The organism is Parasaccharibacter sp. TMW2.1882, from assembly GCF_023337635.1.
Taxonomy (GTDB): Bacteria; Pseudomonadota; Alphaproteobacteria; order Acetobacterales; family Acetobacteraceae; genus Bombella; species Bombella apis.
In genome coordinates this window covers 683,192-698,175 of sequence record NZ_NWUT01000001.1, presented here as the reverse complement: position 1 = coordinate 698,175, position 14,984 = coordinate 683,192, and the positions used below count along the sequence as shown (strand labels likewise).

The window sequence follows — 14,984 nt, the reverse complement described above, 5'->3', positions numbered from 1 at the left end:
TCGGTGCCCCCGGTCTCCGGGTGGTGCCGTGCCCTGTTGACTGAACATGATGTGATTTTTGCATTTCTGGAGATGACGACGGATCATGAGCACGCCTTACCCCGCTGAATCCGCCCCCACACCTGTGATTGATGAGCCGTTGACCGGCCTGGTTCCCTTTGAGGGGCACGAGGGCCAGTACCGCCTTGCCGAACCGACCAAGGAATATGGTCATCTCTATCCGGCCAAGGTCCAGCAGGTCCATCACTGGACGAACCGCCTTTTCAGCTTTACAACGACTCGTGACCCTGGCCTGCGTTTCTCCAACGGCCAGTTTGCGATGATTGGCATCGAGGTGGAGGGCAAGCCGCTGCTGCGTGCCTATTCTCTTGCTTCCGCCAACTATGAGGACCAGATGGAGTTCCTCTCCATTGCCGTGGAGAATGGTCCGCTGACCTCCCGCCTGCGTCACGTCAAGGTGGGTGACACGGTGCTGATCGGCCGCAAGCCGGTGGGGACCCTGCTGCTGGACAACCTGAAGCCGGGCCGCAATCTGTATTTCCTCTCCACCGGGACAGGTCTTGCGCCGTTCCTGAGCCTCATCAAGGACCCGGACGCCTATGACCGTTATGAGAACGTGATTCTCACCCATACGGTGCGTGAGCGTGGCGAGCTGGCCTATCGGGACTACATCACGAACATCCTGCCCAAACATGAGTTCCTCGGTGAGGACGTGGCCGCCAAGCTGAAATATTATCCGGCTGTCACCCGTGAGGAGTTCCCCGTGCAGGAGCGCATCACGGCCCTGATCAATAACGGGCGCATCTTCCGTGACCTGAACATTGACGAGCTGGACCCCGAGCATGACCGCGTGATGATCTGCGGGTCCCCGGAGATGCTGGCCGATACCCAGAAGCTGCTGGAAGAGCGTGGCTTTGAGGAAGGCAACATGAGCCGTCAGGGCTCCTATGTGGTCGAAAAGGCTTTTGCCGAGCGGTAAAGGCGAGGCTGTAAAATCAGCGGACCCGTAAGCGGGCAGGTTCGAGCGGGTATGAGTAGGCGATGTGTGGCGGGGCCCCTCACGCATCGTTGAAGCCCCTCGGGCCTGCCCGTTCTGCTATCTGGTGGAAACGGGTCATGCAGGTGTGGCGATAATCAGGGCCTGTTTCCCCTGGCTGAAGGGGGAGAGGTGGGAGGAACGTTATGCAGGATTATGATCTCTTTGTGATCGGTGCGGGGTCGGGTGGGGTGCGCTGCGCCCGCATTGCAGCCCAGAATGGTGCCCGTGTGGGTATTGCCGAGCGCAGACATTGGGGTGGTACCTGTGTCAATCTGGGCTGTGTTCCCAAGAAGCTGATGGTCTATGCAGCCGAAACGGGCCGGATGATCGAGGATGCCCCGGCGTTCGGCTGGGATGTGCAGCGCCCGTCCTCCTTTGACTGGTACGGCTTCCTTGCCGCCAAGGACCGGGAAATCGAGCGGCTGAATGGCATTTATGTCTCCATGCTGGAGAAGGCCGGGATCGACCTCTACACGGGTGATGCCCGGCTGCTGGATGCCAATACGCTGGAGATCGGCCCGTCCGTTCTGGCACCGGAGGCTCCGGTCCAGCGCATCCGGGCCAGGAAGATCGTGCTGGCACCCGGCTCCACCCCCGTGCGGCTGGATATTCCGGGTGCTGAGCTGGCCATCACCTCTGATGAGCTGTTCCATCTGCCCGAGCGGCCCCAGAGGGTTGCCATCATTGGCGGCGGTTATATCGGGGTGGAATTCGCCGGGATTCTGGCGGGCATGGGCTCGCAGGTGGACCTGTTCTACCGCCAGCCCCTGCCACTGCGTGGATTTGATGAGGAAGTCCGTACGCATCTCAGGGAGCTGATCGACCTGCATGGCATCACCCAGCATCCGGGCACCTCGCCGGTCCGTCTGGAGGATATTGGTGGCGGCAGGGCCGTCCGTCTGGTGATGGATGACGGGGCCTCTTACGAGGTCGATGCGGTCATCATGGCTACGGGGCGCCGGGCTGCCGTGGATTCTCTGGGGCTGGATGCCGCAGGTGTGGCGGTGGAGAAAGGACATGTCGTGGCGGGGGTGGATGGCAGGACCAATGTGCTCTCCATCTATGCCATCGGGGATGTCAGGGATCAGTACAACCTGACGCCTACTGCCATTGCGGAAGGTCACATGCTGGCCGAGCAGCTCTTCAATCCGCAGGGGCGGACATGGTCCTTCGAGACCCTGCCGAAGGCCGTCTTCTTCTCATCCCCCGTGGGTGTCGTGGGGATGAGCGAGGAAGAGGCAGCCAAAACGCATGATCTTGCCATCTATACGTCCCGCTTCACCCCCATGCGGCAGACGCTGCCCAAACGGGCCGGGAAGATACTGATGAAGCTGGTGGTGGACCGTCACAGTGATGTGGTGCTGGGTGCCCACATGGTCGGGCCGGATGCTCCTGAGATCATCCAGATGCTGGCCATTGCCGTGACGGCGAAGCTGACAAAGAAGCAGCTGGACCAGACCGTGGCCCTGCACCCCAGCACAGCAGAGGAGTTCGTGACGATGAGGACGCCCACCCGTCTGGTGGACCGCCACTGATCGGGCTGGCAGGAGGACAGGGCGGATCATGAACTGGCTCAAGTTACAGCCGAATACCCTGAGTGCCGTTCTGTTCTCCCTGCGGACGACCATCGCCTCGCTTGTGGCGCTTGCCATCGCCTTCTGGATGGAGATGGGATCGCCCCAGTGGGCTGCCATGACGGTCTGGATCGTGGCGCAGAATTCCCGTGGGATGAGCCTTTCCAAAGGGCGCTGGCGCATTGCCGGAACCCTGCTGGGCATGGTGGGAGGCATCAGCCTGATAGCGGTAGCCCCGCAGCATCCGTGGATTTTCTTTGTGTTGCTGGCCGGCTGGGTTGGCTGGTGTACCGGCATGGCCTGCATGCTGGAGAATTTCCGGGGTTATGCCATGGTTCTGGCCGGTTATACCGGGGCCATCATTGCTGTCGGTGCTTCGGAACATCCCGATCAGGTCTTCTATATTGCCATGGCCCGCGGGTCTTACATCCTGCTGGGTGTGGTGTGTGAAATGGTGGCAGGAATGGTCACCGTGCCGGGGGCAGACCGGGTGGCCCGTACGGACCTCCAGCAGCGTATGGCTGCCCTGCTCAGCCAGACAGCCGCGGCTCTGGCCCTCATCCTGCGTCAGGACGAGAAGGGTGTGGCGGAGATGACCCGCATTCTTGGCTCGTTGCAGGGGTTCAATGATCAGCTTGAATTCATCCGTATTGATTCCCGTCATGCAGGCGAAGAGGCGGATCAGGCCTATGTGACGCTGGAGCGTGTGTCCTTCGTGCTGGCCCGTGGGGTGGGGGGCCGCTCCCGTCTTGCATCAGCACCGCACATACCGGCCCGGCTGGCAGCCGGCCTGGAACGTGTCGCCGGGGAGCTGGATGGCATCGCAGCCCTGCTCAGGCAGGACACGGCTCATGTCATGGCTGGGCTGGGCCAGCTTGAAACCATGCTCCAGGAAAATCATGACGAGCTGGAACGCTGCCTCTCCCGGGATGATGAGGATGCTCTCCAGCAGGGTATTGTTGGGGTAGGGGTGGAGATCATGCTCATTGATTTCCGCTCGGCGGTGGAGTCCCACTATGCAGGTCTGCGGAAACTGCCCGCCCTGAAACGCCATCGCATAAAACGTCAGGCGGATGGGCGGCTTGCAACCATCAACGCCATCCGGGCTGCCGTGGCCATATTGATCGGCGCCTTTGTCTGGGAGGTGACGGCATGGTCCTATGGGGGGGCTTACATGAGCCTGCTCAGCGTGGTGTGCGCCCGGTTCGCAATCATGAACAACATGATCCTGATCAGCAAATATTTCTTCTATGGGGCTGTCTGCTCCGTACTGGCCAGCATCATTCCGGTTTTCCTGGTCATGCCCATCACGTCGGACTATGCTGTTTTCGCCATACCGGTTGCCGTGCTGATGTTCCTCGGGGGGCTGGCACTGCGTATACCCGCTCTGGCAGGGGTTGCAGCGTCCTATGTCAATTTCTTTCCGTGGGTTCTAACTCTGGACAATCAGGCCAGGGTGGATGAGGTGACATGGTTCAACCAGTCATTTGCCCTGTTGCTTGCCTTGTGGAGCGGTGTGCAGGTGTTCCGCACGGTTCTGCCTTTCTCCGTGACACAGGCATGGGCACAGTTGCGGCGGCAGCTGGTCAAGGAGATTCAGAAGCTGAAAGAGCCCCTGCGGGGACGGGCCCAGACCCAACGGCTCTGGACCAACGAGACAACCCTGCGGATGGAGCAGATCATCCGTTTTGCGGGCCAGATCCCGCAGGATGAGGTTGACAGCATGATTCGTGGCACGCTGGCCGTCATGACGGTCGGGCGGAACCTGTTGACCCTGCGGGACCTTGTTGCGCTCGGGCGTCTGCCCCCAAGTGCCCTGGCCGCCGGGGAGCATATGGTCCGGGACATCATCCATCTGACTGAACAGGGGCAGGAAAGCAGCCCGATGACGGTGGAAGAGTTCACGCAGGAACAGGCCCATCTGGAAACTGTCTTCCATGGCAGTAGAGGGCTGTCCCGCCGGCGGGACCTTGCTGCCGGGATAGGCTGCCTCAGGATCATCCGCTTTGAGTATCAGACAAGCCGGACGTTCTTTCTCAGGGGGTATGGCGCCGCAGCAGGGCAGGTACTGGGGGCAGGATGAAAAAAAGCCCCGTCCCCCAGTGGGGAGACGGGGCTTTTCCGGGGGCGGGCTGACCGTTTACAGGTCGCTTTTCCCCTCAGAAACCATTGCCGCGCGGGGCGACCCAGCCATTGCCGGTAGCGTCACCCACCTGGCCACTCTGGATGGGGTTGGTATCCTGATAGGAGCTGCCGAATTTGCCGAGATTGCTGCCCGTGACAGCATCACGGTTGGAGCGGAGATGGGCCTCGTGCTCCGGGTCCGGGCCATTTTCGAACTCCGTGGAGGGAACATCCTGATAGCCCGGCGGCGGCGGACGATGCCCCCGGGCACGGAAGTGCTCACCACCTTTCACGGCGTTTTTCTGTGCCTGCTGGGCAGCCTGTTTTGAGGAGGTAGTGGCGGGGTTGTCCTGATAGGGGGTGCTGAAGTGGACCGTCTGGGCCATGGCACCCGGCATAGCAGCCGGAACAAGAGCCGCAAGACCGAGGGCAGCCGTCACGGCTGTCAGGCATCTGGAGACTGAATGAAAAGGCGAAGCCATGTGTGTTCTGTTCCTGCGTAGATGGGAAGTACTTCCTTCCCCCATATATCCTTTCAGGCGGCGGGATGATCAAGCCTTTTCAGGGTAAAATGATGAAGGAGCCGCAGGGCGGTCATGGCATGGCCGCATGGGCGAAAGGAGCCGGGTTGAATATTTTGCGGCCTCCTCTACCATTCAGCGGGCATTTCGGTCATAAAATCACCCACTGGAATGACAGCTCCAACCATTACGTTACGGGCGGCCCATCCCATGAGCAGGGTCGCTTCCCTTGTCGCAGGAGAACAAGATGCAGCAGTCAGACGGGCACAGCAGCACGACACAATGGTCACCGGCCAGCTGGCGCCTGCGTCCGATCCGTCAGGCCCCGACCTATGAGGATGGGGCAGCCCTTGCCGCAGTAGAAGAACGTCTGCATCGCTATCCGCCGCTCGTTTTTGGCGGGGAGGCCCGCCGCCTGAAAGAGCGTCTGGCGGCTGCCTCCCGCGGGGAGGCCTTCGTTCTTCAGGGAGGGCCTTGTGCCGAAAGTTTCGGGGAGTTCACCGGGGACATCATCCGGGATACGTTCCGTGTCCTGTTGCAGATGGCTGCCATCCTGACCTTCTCCGCCAAGGTTCCGGTCGTGAAGATCGGGCGCATGGCCGGGCAGTATGCCAAACCCCGTTCTTCCGATGTGGAGAAGCGGGATGGCGTGGAGCTGCCCTGCTACCGTGGTGACAATGTCAATAGTCCGGAATTCACTGCCGAGGCCCGCAGGCCGGACCCGGCCCGTATGGAGATGGGCTATTTTCAGGCGGCAGGCGTGCTGAACCTGCTGCGGGCCTATTCCCGGGGCGGGTTTGCCAATCTGCATGACATCCATCGCTGGAATCTGGACTATGTCCGCAACTCCCCGCAGGGTGAGCGTTATGAACAGCTGGCCTCCCAGGTGGAGGATACGCTGGCCTTCATGAAAGCCTGTGGCGTGGAGGACAATGCCCCGCATTACGATGAGGTGGAGTTCTATACCTCTCATGAGGCCCTGCTCCTGCCGTATGAGCAGGCTCTGGCCCGTGTGGATGAGGTGACAGGCCGCCATTATGGCCTGTCGGCCCATTTTCTCTGGATTGGCGACCGTACCCGCCAGCCGGAGGGGGCGCATGTGGAGTTCCTGCGTGGGGTGGACAACCCGATCGGCATCAAGGTCGGGCCGACCACGACCATTGAGGACCTCCAGAAACTTCTGGAAATCCTTAATCCGCAGGATGAAGCAGGCCGCATCACGCTCATTTCCCGCATGGGCCACAGCAAGGTGCGTGAGCTCCTGCCCCCGCTGCTGGAGGCCGTGCGCAGGACAGGCCGGACCGTGACATGGATATGTGACCCCATGCACGGCAACACCACCACGTCGTCCAACAAATACAAGACCCGTGCTTTCGAGCATGTTCTGGACGAGATCATGGGCTTCCTTGATGTGTTCGAGCAGGCCGGTGTGGTGCCTGGTGGTATCCATCTTGAGATGACCGGCAGCGACGTGACGGAATGTACGGGTGGTCCCCGGTGTCTGACGGATGCCGATCTGCCGACCCGGTACACGACATTCTGTGACCCGCGGCTGAATGCCGAGCAGTCTCTGGAGATCGCCTTTCAGCTTTCAGACCGGCTGAAGCGTATTTTCGGAAAACGCTGAAGGTGTCCGCCCGGCCGTAAGCGCAGGATCGGCCCAGTTCTGTCAGGGGAGACAGCGTGATGAGTTGGAAACAGACTCTCGAGCAGGCCTGCAGCCCGCAGGAGGCGTTGGATGCGCCGCAGATCGAGGGACGGACGGATGCCTATTTCCTGCGGATGCGGGACATCGTCAGCCAGTTTGGCGATTGTGAGGTCACCTATGCCGTGTTCGTCCGCCGTCCAGTCGTGGCGGCCTATGGGCTGGCCCTGCAATGGGTGCAGAATGTCGCCCGTCATCAGGGTTTTTCCGTCAGGATCACGGAGGTGCATCCAGAAGGTACATGGGTCGGAGCAGGGGATCCGCTCTTCTATCTGACAGGGTCGCTTGTTGCGCTGGCGCCGTTGGAGACGTTGCTGCTCCAGAAGACGGGTGCTGCCTGCGTGGCAGCTCATAACGCCTACCAGATGGCCCTTGCCCTGCCGAAGGTGCCTTTTCTGGCGATGGATGCCCGTCATTGTGCCGGTGGTGAGATGCAGGAGCTGATGGCCTATGCCGCTGCCGTGGGGTCACGGGCGGCACAGGCGGAAGGGGCCGTGGGCTTCATCGGCAATGCCAACCATGCCACGGCCCGTTTTTTCGGGCAGGAGCGTGGATTGGGGACCATGCCTCATGCCTTCATCGGTTATGCCGGGTCTACCCTGCGGGCGGCGGAAATGTATGTGGAGCGGTTCCCTGATGAACCTTTGACTGTGCTGGTGGACTATTTTGGGCAGGAAGTGACGGACATGCTGGAAGTCTGTCGCCGCTTTCCGGAAAGGGCCGCCGCAGGTGAGTTGAGTGTGCGGCTGGACACGCACGGAGGGCGCTTCCTCGAAGGGCTGGACCCGCAGCGTTCCTATGAGGTGCTGGAGCGGAACACGCCAGGCACCATCCGCCGCTACCGGTCGGAAAAGGAGCTGCGCTATCTGGTAGGGACGGGCGTTTCTGCGGCCGCCATCTGGCGGATGCGGGAAGCGTTGGATGAGGCAGGTTTTCCGAAGGTGAAAATTGTCGTTTCGTCCGGGTTCGGTATTTCCAAATGCATGGCCATGCATGATGCTTCTGCACCGATCGACATTGTGGGGACGGGGTCGTTCCTGCCGGATCGTTGGTCAGAAACCTACGCCACGGCTGATATTGTTTCCTACGACGGTGAGCCGAGGGTGAAGATCGGGCGTGAGTTCCTTCTTCAGAAAATTCAGGAAAGGGCCGGATGATGAATGACGAGGATAAAGAAGCCAGACGGGCTTTCATCAATGGAATCCGGGGCGGAGAAAGCGGGCAGAGTACTGAGGAAGCCGTGCAGGCAGAGGCCGAGGCAACCATGAAGCAGGATGAAGCCGGTTGGGTTGTCCGTATTCTGGATCAGTCCGGCGCCAGTGAGGGTGACGATGATGTGGTGGAAGAGGTGAAGGGCTTCTTCGACCTCGCCCACGCCAACGCTTTTGCCCGGGCTTATGTGCGGGACAGCATCGAGCGGTGCCGTGTCCCCGGTGCGGCGGATCGGGATGTGTTGCAGAGCTGGTTTGCTTTTGGCGAGAATGCCGAGGTTGTGGATGCTGGGGAAGACGGATGGAAGTCCAGCACGGAACTGGATGATTTCGTTTCCAGCCCGGCCACGCCGATGGAACGTGACTGGCGGGCACTGGACCCCCGCCGCCTCGTGAGTGACGAGGAGCTGGCCGGACCGCCTGATGAGGACGGTCAGGATGACGATGATGATGAGGCCTTCGTGGCAGAAGTCATCCGCCGCCGTCAGAACGGGCAGCAGTAAGGGACCGGGAACCGGTCCTGCAGCCATGCGTCCCATGAGAGAATGAGAACAGAGTACGGTATGAAAGTACGTTTTGCCCCTTCACCAACAGGGCATCTTCATGTTGGCAATGCCCGTCTTGCCGTGGCGAACTGGCTGTTTGCCCGTCGGCATGGTGGCCGGTTCCTGCTGCGGATGGATGATACGGATACGCAGCGTGGCAACAGTGCCTATGAGGAAGCCATCCGCCGGGACCTGACCTGGCTGGGGCTGGACTGGGACGAGTACGCCCGCCAGTCGGAACGTCTTGCCCGGTATGAGGAGGTGATCGAGCACCTCAAGGAAACGGGGCGGCTCTATCCCTGCTTTGAGAGTGAGCTGGAGCTGAAATACAAGCGGGAGCAGCGTCTGCGGGCCGGCAAGCCGCCGCTCTATGACCGTGGCATGCTGAAAATGACGGCCGAGCAGCGTGCCCGGGCAGAGGCCAACGGCAAGGTGCCGTACTGGCGTTTCAAGCTGAGCGGGGCCACCCGTCGCTGGACTGACCTCGTGATGGGGGACTGCCATGTGAAGCTGACCGCCGTTTCCGATCCTGTTCTGGTGCGGGCGGATGGCAGCATCCTCTACACGCTGGCCTCGGTGATTGATGATCTGGACATGGGCATCACCCACATCCTGCGGGGTGAGGACCATGTGACCAACACGGGCGTGCAGCTTGACCTTGCCGAGGCCCTTGGGGCGAAGGAGGGACGTTTCACCTTCGGGCATCTGCCGCTGCTGCTGGGGCAGGATGGTGGCAAGCTGTCCAAGCGTCTGGGCGGGCTGGCCCTTTCCACATTGCGTAATGACGGGATCGAACCCCGTGCCCTCGTGGCCTATCTGGCCCGTCTGGGCAGTTCGGATGACCCGCAGGCTGCCTCCAGCATGGATGAGATTGTGCGGGGTTATGACATCGGCCATGTGTCCCGGTCAGCGGCCCGGTTCGATGTTCCGCAGCTTCTGGGGCTGAACCGCCGTGTCCTGCATGGCATGTCCTACGAAGAGATACGGCCTCACCTGCCGGAAGGGGCTGATGAGGCCTTCTGGCTGGCCATCCGGGGCAATATCGATCTGGCCGTGGAGATCGCTCACTGGTGGTCTGTCGTGCAGGGGGACATCGTGGCTCCGTCCCAGCCTGAAGAGGCAGGGTTTCTTCAGGAAGCAGCCCGTCTCCTGCCGGAAGGACCGTGGGATGGGACGGTCTGGAAGCGTTGGACTGACGTGCTGAAGAGTGAAACCGGCCGCAAGGGAAAGACGCTCTTCCTGCCCCTGCGTCTGGCCCTGACAGGCGAGGATGCCGGGCCGGAACTGGCAGCCCTTCTGCCGCTCATGGGGCGGGAGCGGGTCCTGCATCGTCTGAAGGACGCCGTGCAGCATTGACCTGATGAGACCGGGGCGGGCTGTTCATCAGTCTGTCCCGGCAGAGGTCTCATCTGTCACGGTGATGGGCTCCTCATCCCTGGCGGGCAGCGGGTCTGGAGATGTCGTGTGGAAGAGGCTGAAATCCACTTCCATCAGGCCCTGTCCGGAGGCTCTCAGAAGGCTGACGAAGCGTGCCCCGTAGAGCATGTCCTGTGCCATGTAGGTATGGTGGGCGAAGACATCCTGCGCTGAAACGGGATCGGTGGCATTGAAGATGAGGAAAATGCGGGCCTGTTGTTCCTCAAGGGTGGCTTTGTCCAGCCCGTGGAGTGGACTGCTTTCCGTGATGTGGTGGGTGAAGGAGAGGCTGACCGGAAAAACCGGGAAATGGTTGTAAACCAGTGGCAGTATTTCCAGCTGGAGCGAGGTATGGCCATTTTCGTCGCATCGCGTACGGGCCAGAATGGCCTCCACGCTGGTATTCATCAACGGTGTATTGCGCAGGTTCCCCAGCCGGAAATTGAGTTTGAGATTCTCCCCCTCCTGGAAGATCGTGACGATGCTGCTGAACAGGACCCTGGCCTGCGGGCGTGAAAAACGGGCGAAGACAAGCCCGGTGATGATGGCGGTCGAGATGACCCCCACCAGCATCTCGAACGTGGCGAGCGCATTGGCCGCTGGGCTCTGGGGGTAGATATATCCATATCCGACTGTGGAGAGGGTCTGGGCGCTGAAGAAGAAGTCTCCCCAGAAATTTCCACTGTGCACGTTGCTCAGCCCATGCGGCACGAGACAGAAACCGACGCTGAACAGCAGGTTGAGCAGCAGATAGGCGGCTGTCATCGTGGCAAAGAAGGGCAGCCACCCCATGGTCAGACAGTTGTGATACATGTCTCCCAGCAGGCGGCCCTTTGTTTTCCTGCGCGTGACGATGTTCAGGACGTTGTCCTGCGAGAGAAGGCTCAGACCCGGTGTCTGTGGTGCCGTCTTATGCTGGTGGAGCAGGGTTTCTGGCAGTTTCAGATGCATGGGGAGCCTATGGCAGGATGGGGGGATGGAGATGCTGCCTGCCCGGAATCTGGCCGGGCAGACCGGGACGGGTCATTTCATATGGCGGATTTTCCGGGCCCGTGAGAGTTCGCTGACGACACCATGCAGTGTCCGCAGTTCCTGTTCCGTTACCTCTCCACGGGCGAAAAGATGGCGCAGGTTGCGGATCATGCCCGGCCTTTTCTGCTCGTGGTGGAGGAAACCGCACTCATCGAGGTCCCGCAGCAGGTGGGTCATGAAATTTTCCACCTCGCCCTTGGTCGCCACATGCGTCTCGTTGGTCATGAGATACTGCTCCGGCACCGTATCTTCGGTCAGGTACCATTCATAGGCCATGACCAGCACCGCCTGGGCCAGATTCAGCGACATGAAGCGGGGATTGAGCGGATAGCGGATGAGTGTGTCCGCCCGGGCCATGTCCTCATTGTCCAGCCCTGCCCGTTCGGGACCGAAGAGGATGCCGCTTTTCAGCTTCCGGCTGCTGGTGGCCCGCAGTTCTGCTGCTGCTCCACGGGCTGTCATGACCGGTTTGATGATGTGGCGGGGGCGTGGACAGGTGGCAAAAACACGGTGGAGGTCGGCGATGGCGTCATCCACCGTCTCGAAGACCGTGGCCTCTTCAAGGATGCGGTCGGCACCGGAGGAGGCATACCAGGCCCGGGGCTGCGGCCAGCCGTCACGGGGGGCCACGAGGCGGAGATGGAACAGCCCGCCATTGGCCATGGCCCGGGCGGTGGTCCCGATATTTTCAGCCAGCTGCGGGCGGACAAGGATGACGACGGGGTCAAAGGGAGCGGGCGGAGCCAGATCAGCTCCACCATTACGGCCTGTCATGGGATGACTTATCCTTTCCGCCATGTTGTGCCGGCAGGTCCATCTTCCAGAAGGATGCCCTGTTCTGCCAGGTCGTTGCGTATCTGGTCGGCCAGTGCAAAGTCACGGGCCTTGCGGGCGGCCAGACGTTTTTCAATCAGGGCTTCAATGGTGGCGGGGTCAAGGTCTGTCCCTCCCTGGAACCAGTCTGCCGGTTTCATGGTGAACAGCCCAAGCAGCTGCCCGCCGGCCCAGAGGTGGTTCGCAGCACTCTGCTGGCCTTCCAGCGCAGCATCGGCGTAACGGTGGAGAGCGCTGAGGGCCAGCGGCGTGTTGAGGTCGTCACACAGGGCTTCCAGCATGTCGGCCGGAATGCTGTCCGTGCTGGCTGGTGGCGTTTTCTCCAGCGCCCGGTAGAATCGGTCCATGATGCGGCGGGCTTCGTCCAGCTTCTCCCATGTGAAGTCCAGCGTGGAGCGGTAATGGGAGCCAAGAAAGAGCAGCCGCAGGGCCTCGGCTGGAGCACGCTCCAGCACTTCATGGATGGTATGGAAGTTGCCCAGGGATTTGGACATCTTCTCACCATTGGAGAGCAGCATCCCGGTATGGACCCAGTGCCGGGCGAAATGGCCATGCGGATAGCAGCAGAGGGATTGTGCCCGTTCATTCTCGTGGTGGGGAAAAAGCAGGTCGTTTCCACCGCCGTGAATGTCGAAACTCTCCCCAAGATAGCGTTCTGCCATGGCAGAGCATTCAATGTGCCAGCCGGGGCGGCCACGGCCATATGGGCTGTCCCAGCCCGGCTCATCGTTGCGGGAAGGTTTCCAGAGGACGAAATCGCCAGGGTTGCGCTTGTAGTCGGCCACGTCCACTCGGGCACCGGCCAGCATGTCCTCCAGCGAGCGGCCCGACAGGGCCCCGTAACTGGGGAATGATGTGACGTCGAAGAGAACATGCCCCTCCGTCTCATAGGCATGGCCCTGCGTGATGAGGCGGCCGATCATCTCCAGCATGTCGGGAATGTGCTGGGTGGCTCTGGGTTCCACAGTGGGAGGCAGGATGTTCAGGGCAGCAAGATCGTCGTGGAAGTCTTTCGTGGTCCGTTCTGTCAGATGGGAGATGTCTTCATCATTCTCCCGTGCCCGCTGGATGATCTTGTCATCAATGTCGGTAATGTTGCGAACGTAGGTAACCTGTGGGTAGAGCGCCTTGAGCAGCCGGACAAGCACGTCTGCGCTCAGCATGGAGCGCAGATTGCCGAGATGGACCCGGTCATACACGGTTGGCCCGCAGAAATAGAGGCGGACATTGCTGGCATCATCGGGGGTGAAGGGAACAGTGGTGCGCTGATGGCTGTTGTGAAGCCTCAGGCCGGGCCGGGGGGAGATGGGGGCTGTATTGCTCTTCTGCGTGCTCATGTCTGTTCAATGCGACAGAGATGCGTTTGGTGCAACAGGGGAATTTATTTTTAGAATTTGCACTTTGCTTTATATGCGATAGAGACGGTCTCATGTCTGCATCACGTATGAAACAGGGCCCCCAGATTGTGGGGATGCCGACCCATATCCGCACTCTTGTGCAGGTTGGTCTGCCTCTTGCGCTGTCCCAGCTTTCGGAGATGGCCATGGCGGTGACGGATACCGTTCTGCTGGGCAGCCTGGGGGTGGATGCAGTCGCCATCGGGGGAATTTCCAACAATTTCTTTTTCACGACGATGATCTCCTTTCAGGCCGTGCTTGGTGGAGTCGGCGTGTTGCTGTCCCATGCCCGTGGTGGTGTGGAGCATGGCCATGGGGGCGGGCATGACAGGCGCAGCATCATCAGTGCAGGGGTCGTGCTGGGCATGGTGGCGTTTATTCCCTGTCTGCTCCTTCTTCTCTGTTCCAGCGGTATTTTCAGCCTGATGGGGGAGCCGGAGATGGTGACCAGGCAGGGAGGGCAGTTCATCAATGTGCTGCTCTATGCCCTGTGGCCCAATCTGGTTCTGCTTGGCCTGTGTCGTGTGGCTCTGCCATCCCTGGGAGCGGAATCCCTGCTGTTGTGGACGATGCCAGCCATGGCCCTGTGCAATGGGGTACTCAATGCGGCCCTGATTCACGGCTGGTTCGGCCTGCCAGCCTATGGGCTGTTCGGATCCGCTCATGCCACGATGCTGACGGGCTGGGCCATGAGCCTCGTCCTGCTGCTTCTCTGCCTCGGGCGGCCACAGCTCCGGCACCTGCTGAAGCCTGCGAGGGTCCACTGGCCGCTCTTCAGGGAACTGCTGGTGCTGGGTCTGCCCATGATGGTCACGGCAGCCTCCGAACTGCTGCTGTTCCAGATCACGACTCTCAATGCAGGGCGATTGGGGACACGCAGCCTTGCGGCGCATCAGGTTGCACTGAACACGATTTCTTTGCTTTTCATGGTGTGTCTGGCCATCGGGCAGGCGGCGAACGTACGGGTGGCTTACTGGCGGGGGGCCCGGAAGAGGGCAGAAGCCTGTCGGGCTTCCAGCGGTGCCCTGTTGCTGGTGCTGGCCTGGACCATTCTGACGGGCCTTGTCCTCATGCTGCTGCCGGGTTGGATCGCCCGCCTCTATTATACTGGTGGACCACCGGATGCCGGTACGTTCGCCACTACCGTCCTGCTGCTGAAGATTGCCGGAATTTTCCAGATCGTCGACGGGGTGCAGGCTGTCTGCAACGGGGCGTTGCGGGGCTGTGGGGATACCTTTGTTCCGATGGTGATCAGTATCGTGAGTTATGGTGTCGTGGGGATCGGTCTGGGGTACTGGCTGGCTTTCCACCAGGGCTATGGTGTGGAGGGGCTATGGATCGGCCTTGCGGCCGGGCTGGGTGTGACGGCCTTTGCCCTTGGGGCACGGCTTTACCTTCTGCTGTACAGGACGGGGGATGCACGGCCTTAAAAAGGTCACTTGCGGGAAGACCCTGCGGGAGGATAGGTAATCTGAAACATTTTTCAGGTTGTTAAATGTTACTTTATAGGGATTGAGATGCTGGTTGTCTCAATTCGTTTGAAAAAAGGGGTCATGCTCCCGTATCGTCGGGCGCTTTGATGTGTA

The 14,984-nt window shown here is 60.8% G+C and carries 12 protein-coding genes; 8 read left to right on the top strand and 4 right to left on the bottom strand.

Features of this window, described 5'->3' with window-relative positions; genetic code table 11:
- The first annotated feature begins 85 nt into the window (after nt 1-85).
- The 3 genes from CO583_RS03290 (at nt 86) to CO583_RS03280 (ending at nt 4,696) form a co-directional block, all read left to right on the top strand.
- Nucleotides 86-979, top strand: a complete 894-nt coding sequence (locus CO583_RS03290) for a ferredoxin--NADP reductase (RefSeq protein ID WP_081562988.1) — start codon at nt 86-88, stop codon at nt 977-979.
- Nucleotides 980-1,182: 203 nt separating this feature from the next.
- Nucleotides 1,183-2,574: a glutathione-disulfide reductase gene (gene gorA, locus CO583_RS03285; RefSeq protein ID WP_249103139.1), complete on the top strand. Its 1,392-nt coding sequence runs from the start codon at nt 1,183-1,185 to the stop codon at nt 2,572-2,574.
- A gap of 28 nt (nt 2,575-2,602) precedes the next feature.
- On the top strand, nt 2,603-4,696 hold the full coding sequence (locus CO583_RS03280; RefSeq protein ID WP_249103137.1) for an FUSC family protein: 2,094 nt from the start codon (nt 2,603-2,605) through the stop codon (nt 4,694-4,696).
- A 76-nt stretch (nt 4,697-4,772) separates the two neighbouring features.
- Here CO583_RS03280 and CO583_RS03275 read toward each other — a convergent pair whose 3' ends face one another.
- Nucleotides 4,773-5,219, bottom strand: a complete 447-nt coding sequence (locus CO583_RS03275; RefSeq protein WP_043560745.1) for a hypothetical protein — start codon at nt 5,217-5,219, stop codon at nt 4,773-4,775.
- 286 nt (nt 5,220-5,505) lie between these two features.
- Between CO583_RS03275 and CO583_RS03270 the strand changes: the two genes are divergently transcribed.
- The 4 genes from CO583_RS03270 (at nt 5,506) to gltX (ending at nt 10,075) form a co-directional block, all read left to right on the top strand.
- Nucleotides 5,506-6,885, top strand: coding sequence for a class II 3-deoxy-7-phosphoheptulonate synthase (locus tag CO583_RS03270; RefSeq protein ID WP_043560743.1), 1,380 nt, complete (start codon nt 5,506-5,508; stop codon nt 6,883-6,885).
- Between the two features lie 59 nt (nt 6,886-6,944).
- Complete coding sequence (locus CO583_RS03265) at nt 6,945-8,120, top strand: nicotinate phosphoribosyltransferase (protein WP_086431121.1); 1,176 nt, start codon at nt 6,945-6,947, stop codon at nt 8,118-8,120.
- A 107-nt stretch (nt 8,121-8,227) separates the two neighbouring features.
- Nucleotides 8,228-8,677: a hypothetical protein gene (locus CO583_RS03260; protein ID WP_043561474.1), complete on the top strand. Its 450-nt coding sequence runs from the start codon at nt 8,228-8,230 to the stop codon at nt 8,675-8,677.
- Between the two features lie 60 nt (nt 8,678-8,737).
- Entirely contained in the window at nt 8,738-10,075 is a 1,338-nt protein-coding gene (gltX, locus tag CO583_RS03255; protein WP_081562991.1) for a glutamate--tRNA ligase, read from the top strand.
- A gap of 27 nt (nt 10,076-10,102) precedes the next feature.
- Here gltX and CO583_RS03250 read toward each other — a convergent pair whose 3' ends face one another.
- The 3 genes from CO583_RS03250 to cysS all read right to left on the bottom strand — a co-directional run bounded on the left by CO583_RS03250 (nt 10,103) and on the right by cysS (nt 13,338).
- Nucleotides 10,103-11,086 carry an ion channel gene (locus CO583_RS03250; RefSeq protein WP_248630396.1) on the bottom strand — a complete coding sequence of 328 codons (984 nt, stop codon included), beginning with the start codon at nt 11,084-11,086 and terminating at the stop codon, nt 10,103-10,105.
- A gap of 72 nt (nt 11,087-11,158) precedes the next feature.
- Entirely contained in the window at nt 11,159-11,941 is a 783-nt protein-coding gene (locus tag CO583_RS03245; RefSeq protein ID WP_043560726.1) for an RNA methyltransferase, read from the bottom strand.
- 8 nt (nt 11,942-11,949) lie between these two features.
- Nucleotides 11,950-13,338, bottom strand: a complete 1,389-nt coding sequence (gene cysS / locus CO583_RS03240; RefSeq protein ID WP_248630397.1) for a cysteine--tRNA ligase — start codon at nt 13,336-13,338, stop codon at nt 11,950-11,952.
- A gap of 92 nt (nt 13,339-13,430) precedes the next feature.
- On the opposite strand from cysS, the gene CO583_RS03235 reads away from it, so the two are divergent.
- The gene (locus CO583_RS03235) at nt 13,431-14,828 is read left to right on the top strand and encodes an MATE family efflux transporter (RefSeq protein ID WP_232086312.1); all 1,398 of its coding nucleotides are present in this window, start codon (nt 13,431-13,433) and stop codon (nt 14,826-14,828) included.
- Nucleotides 14,829-14,984 lie beyond the last annotated feature (156 nt).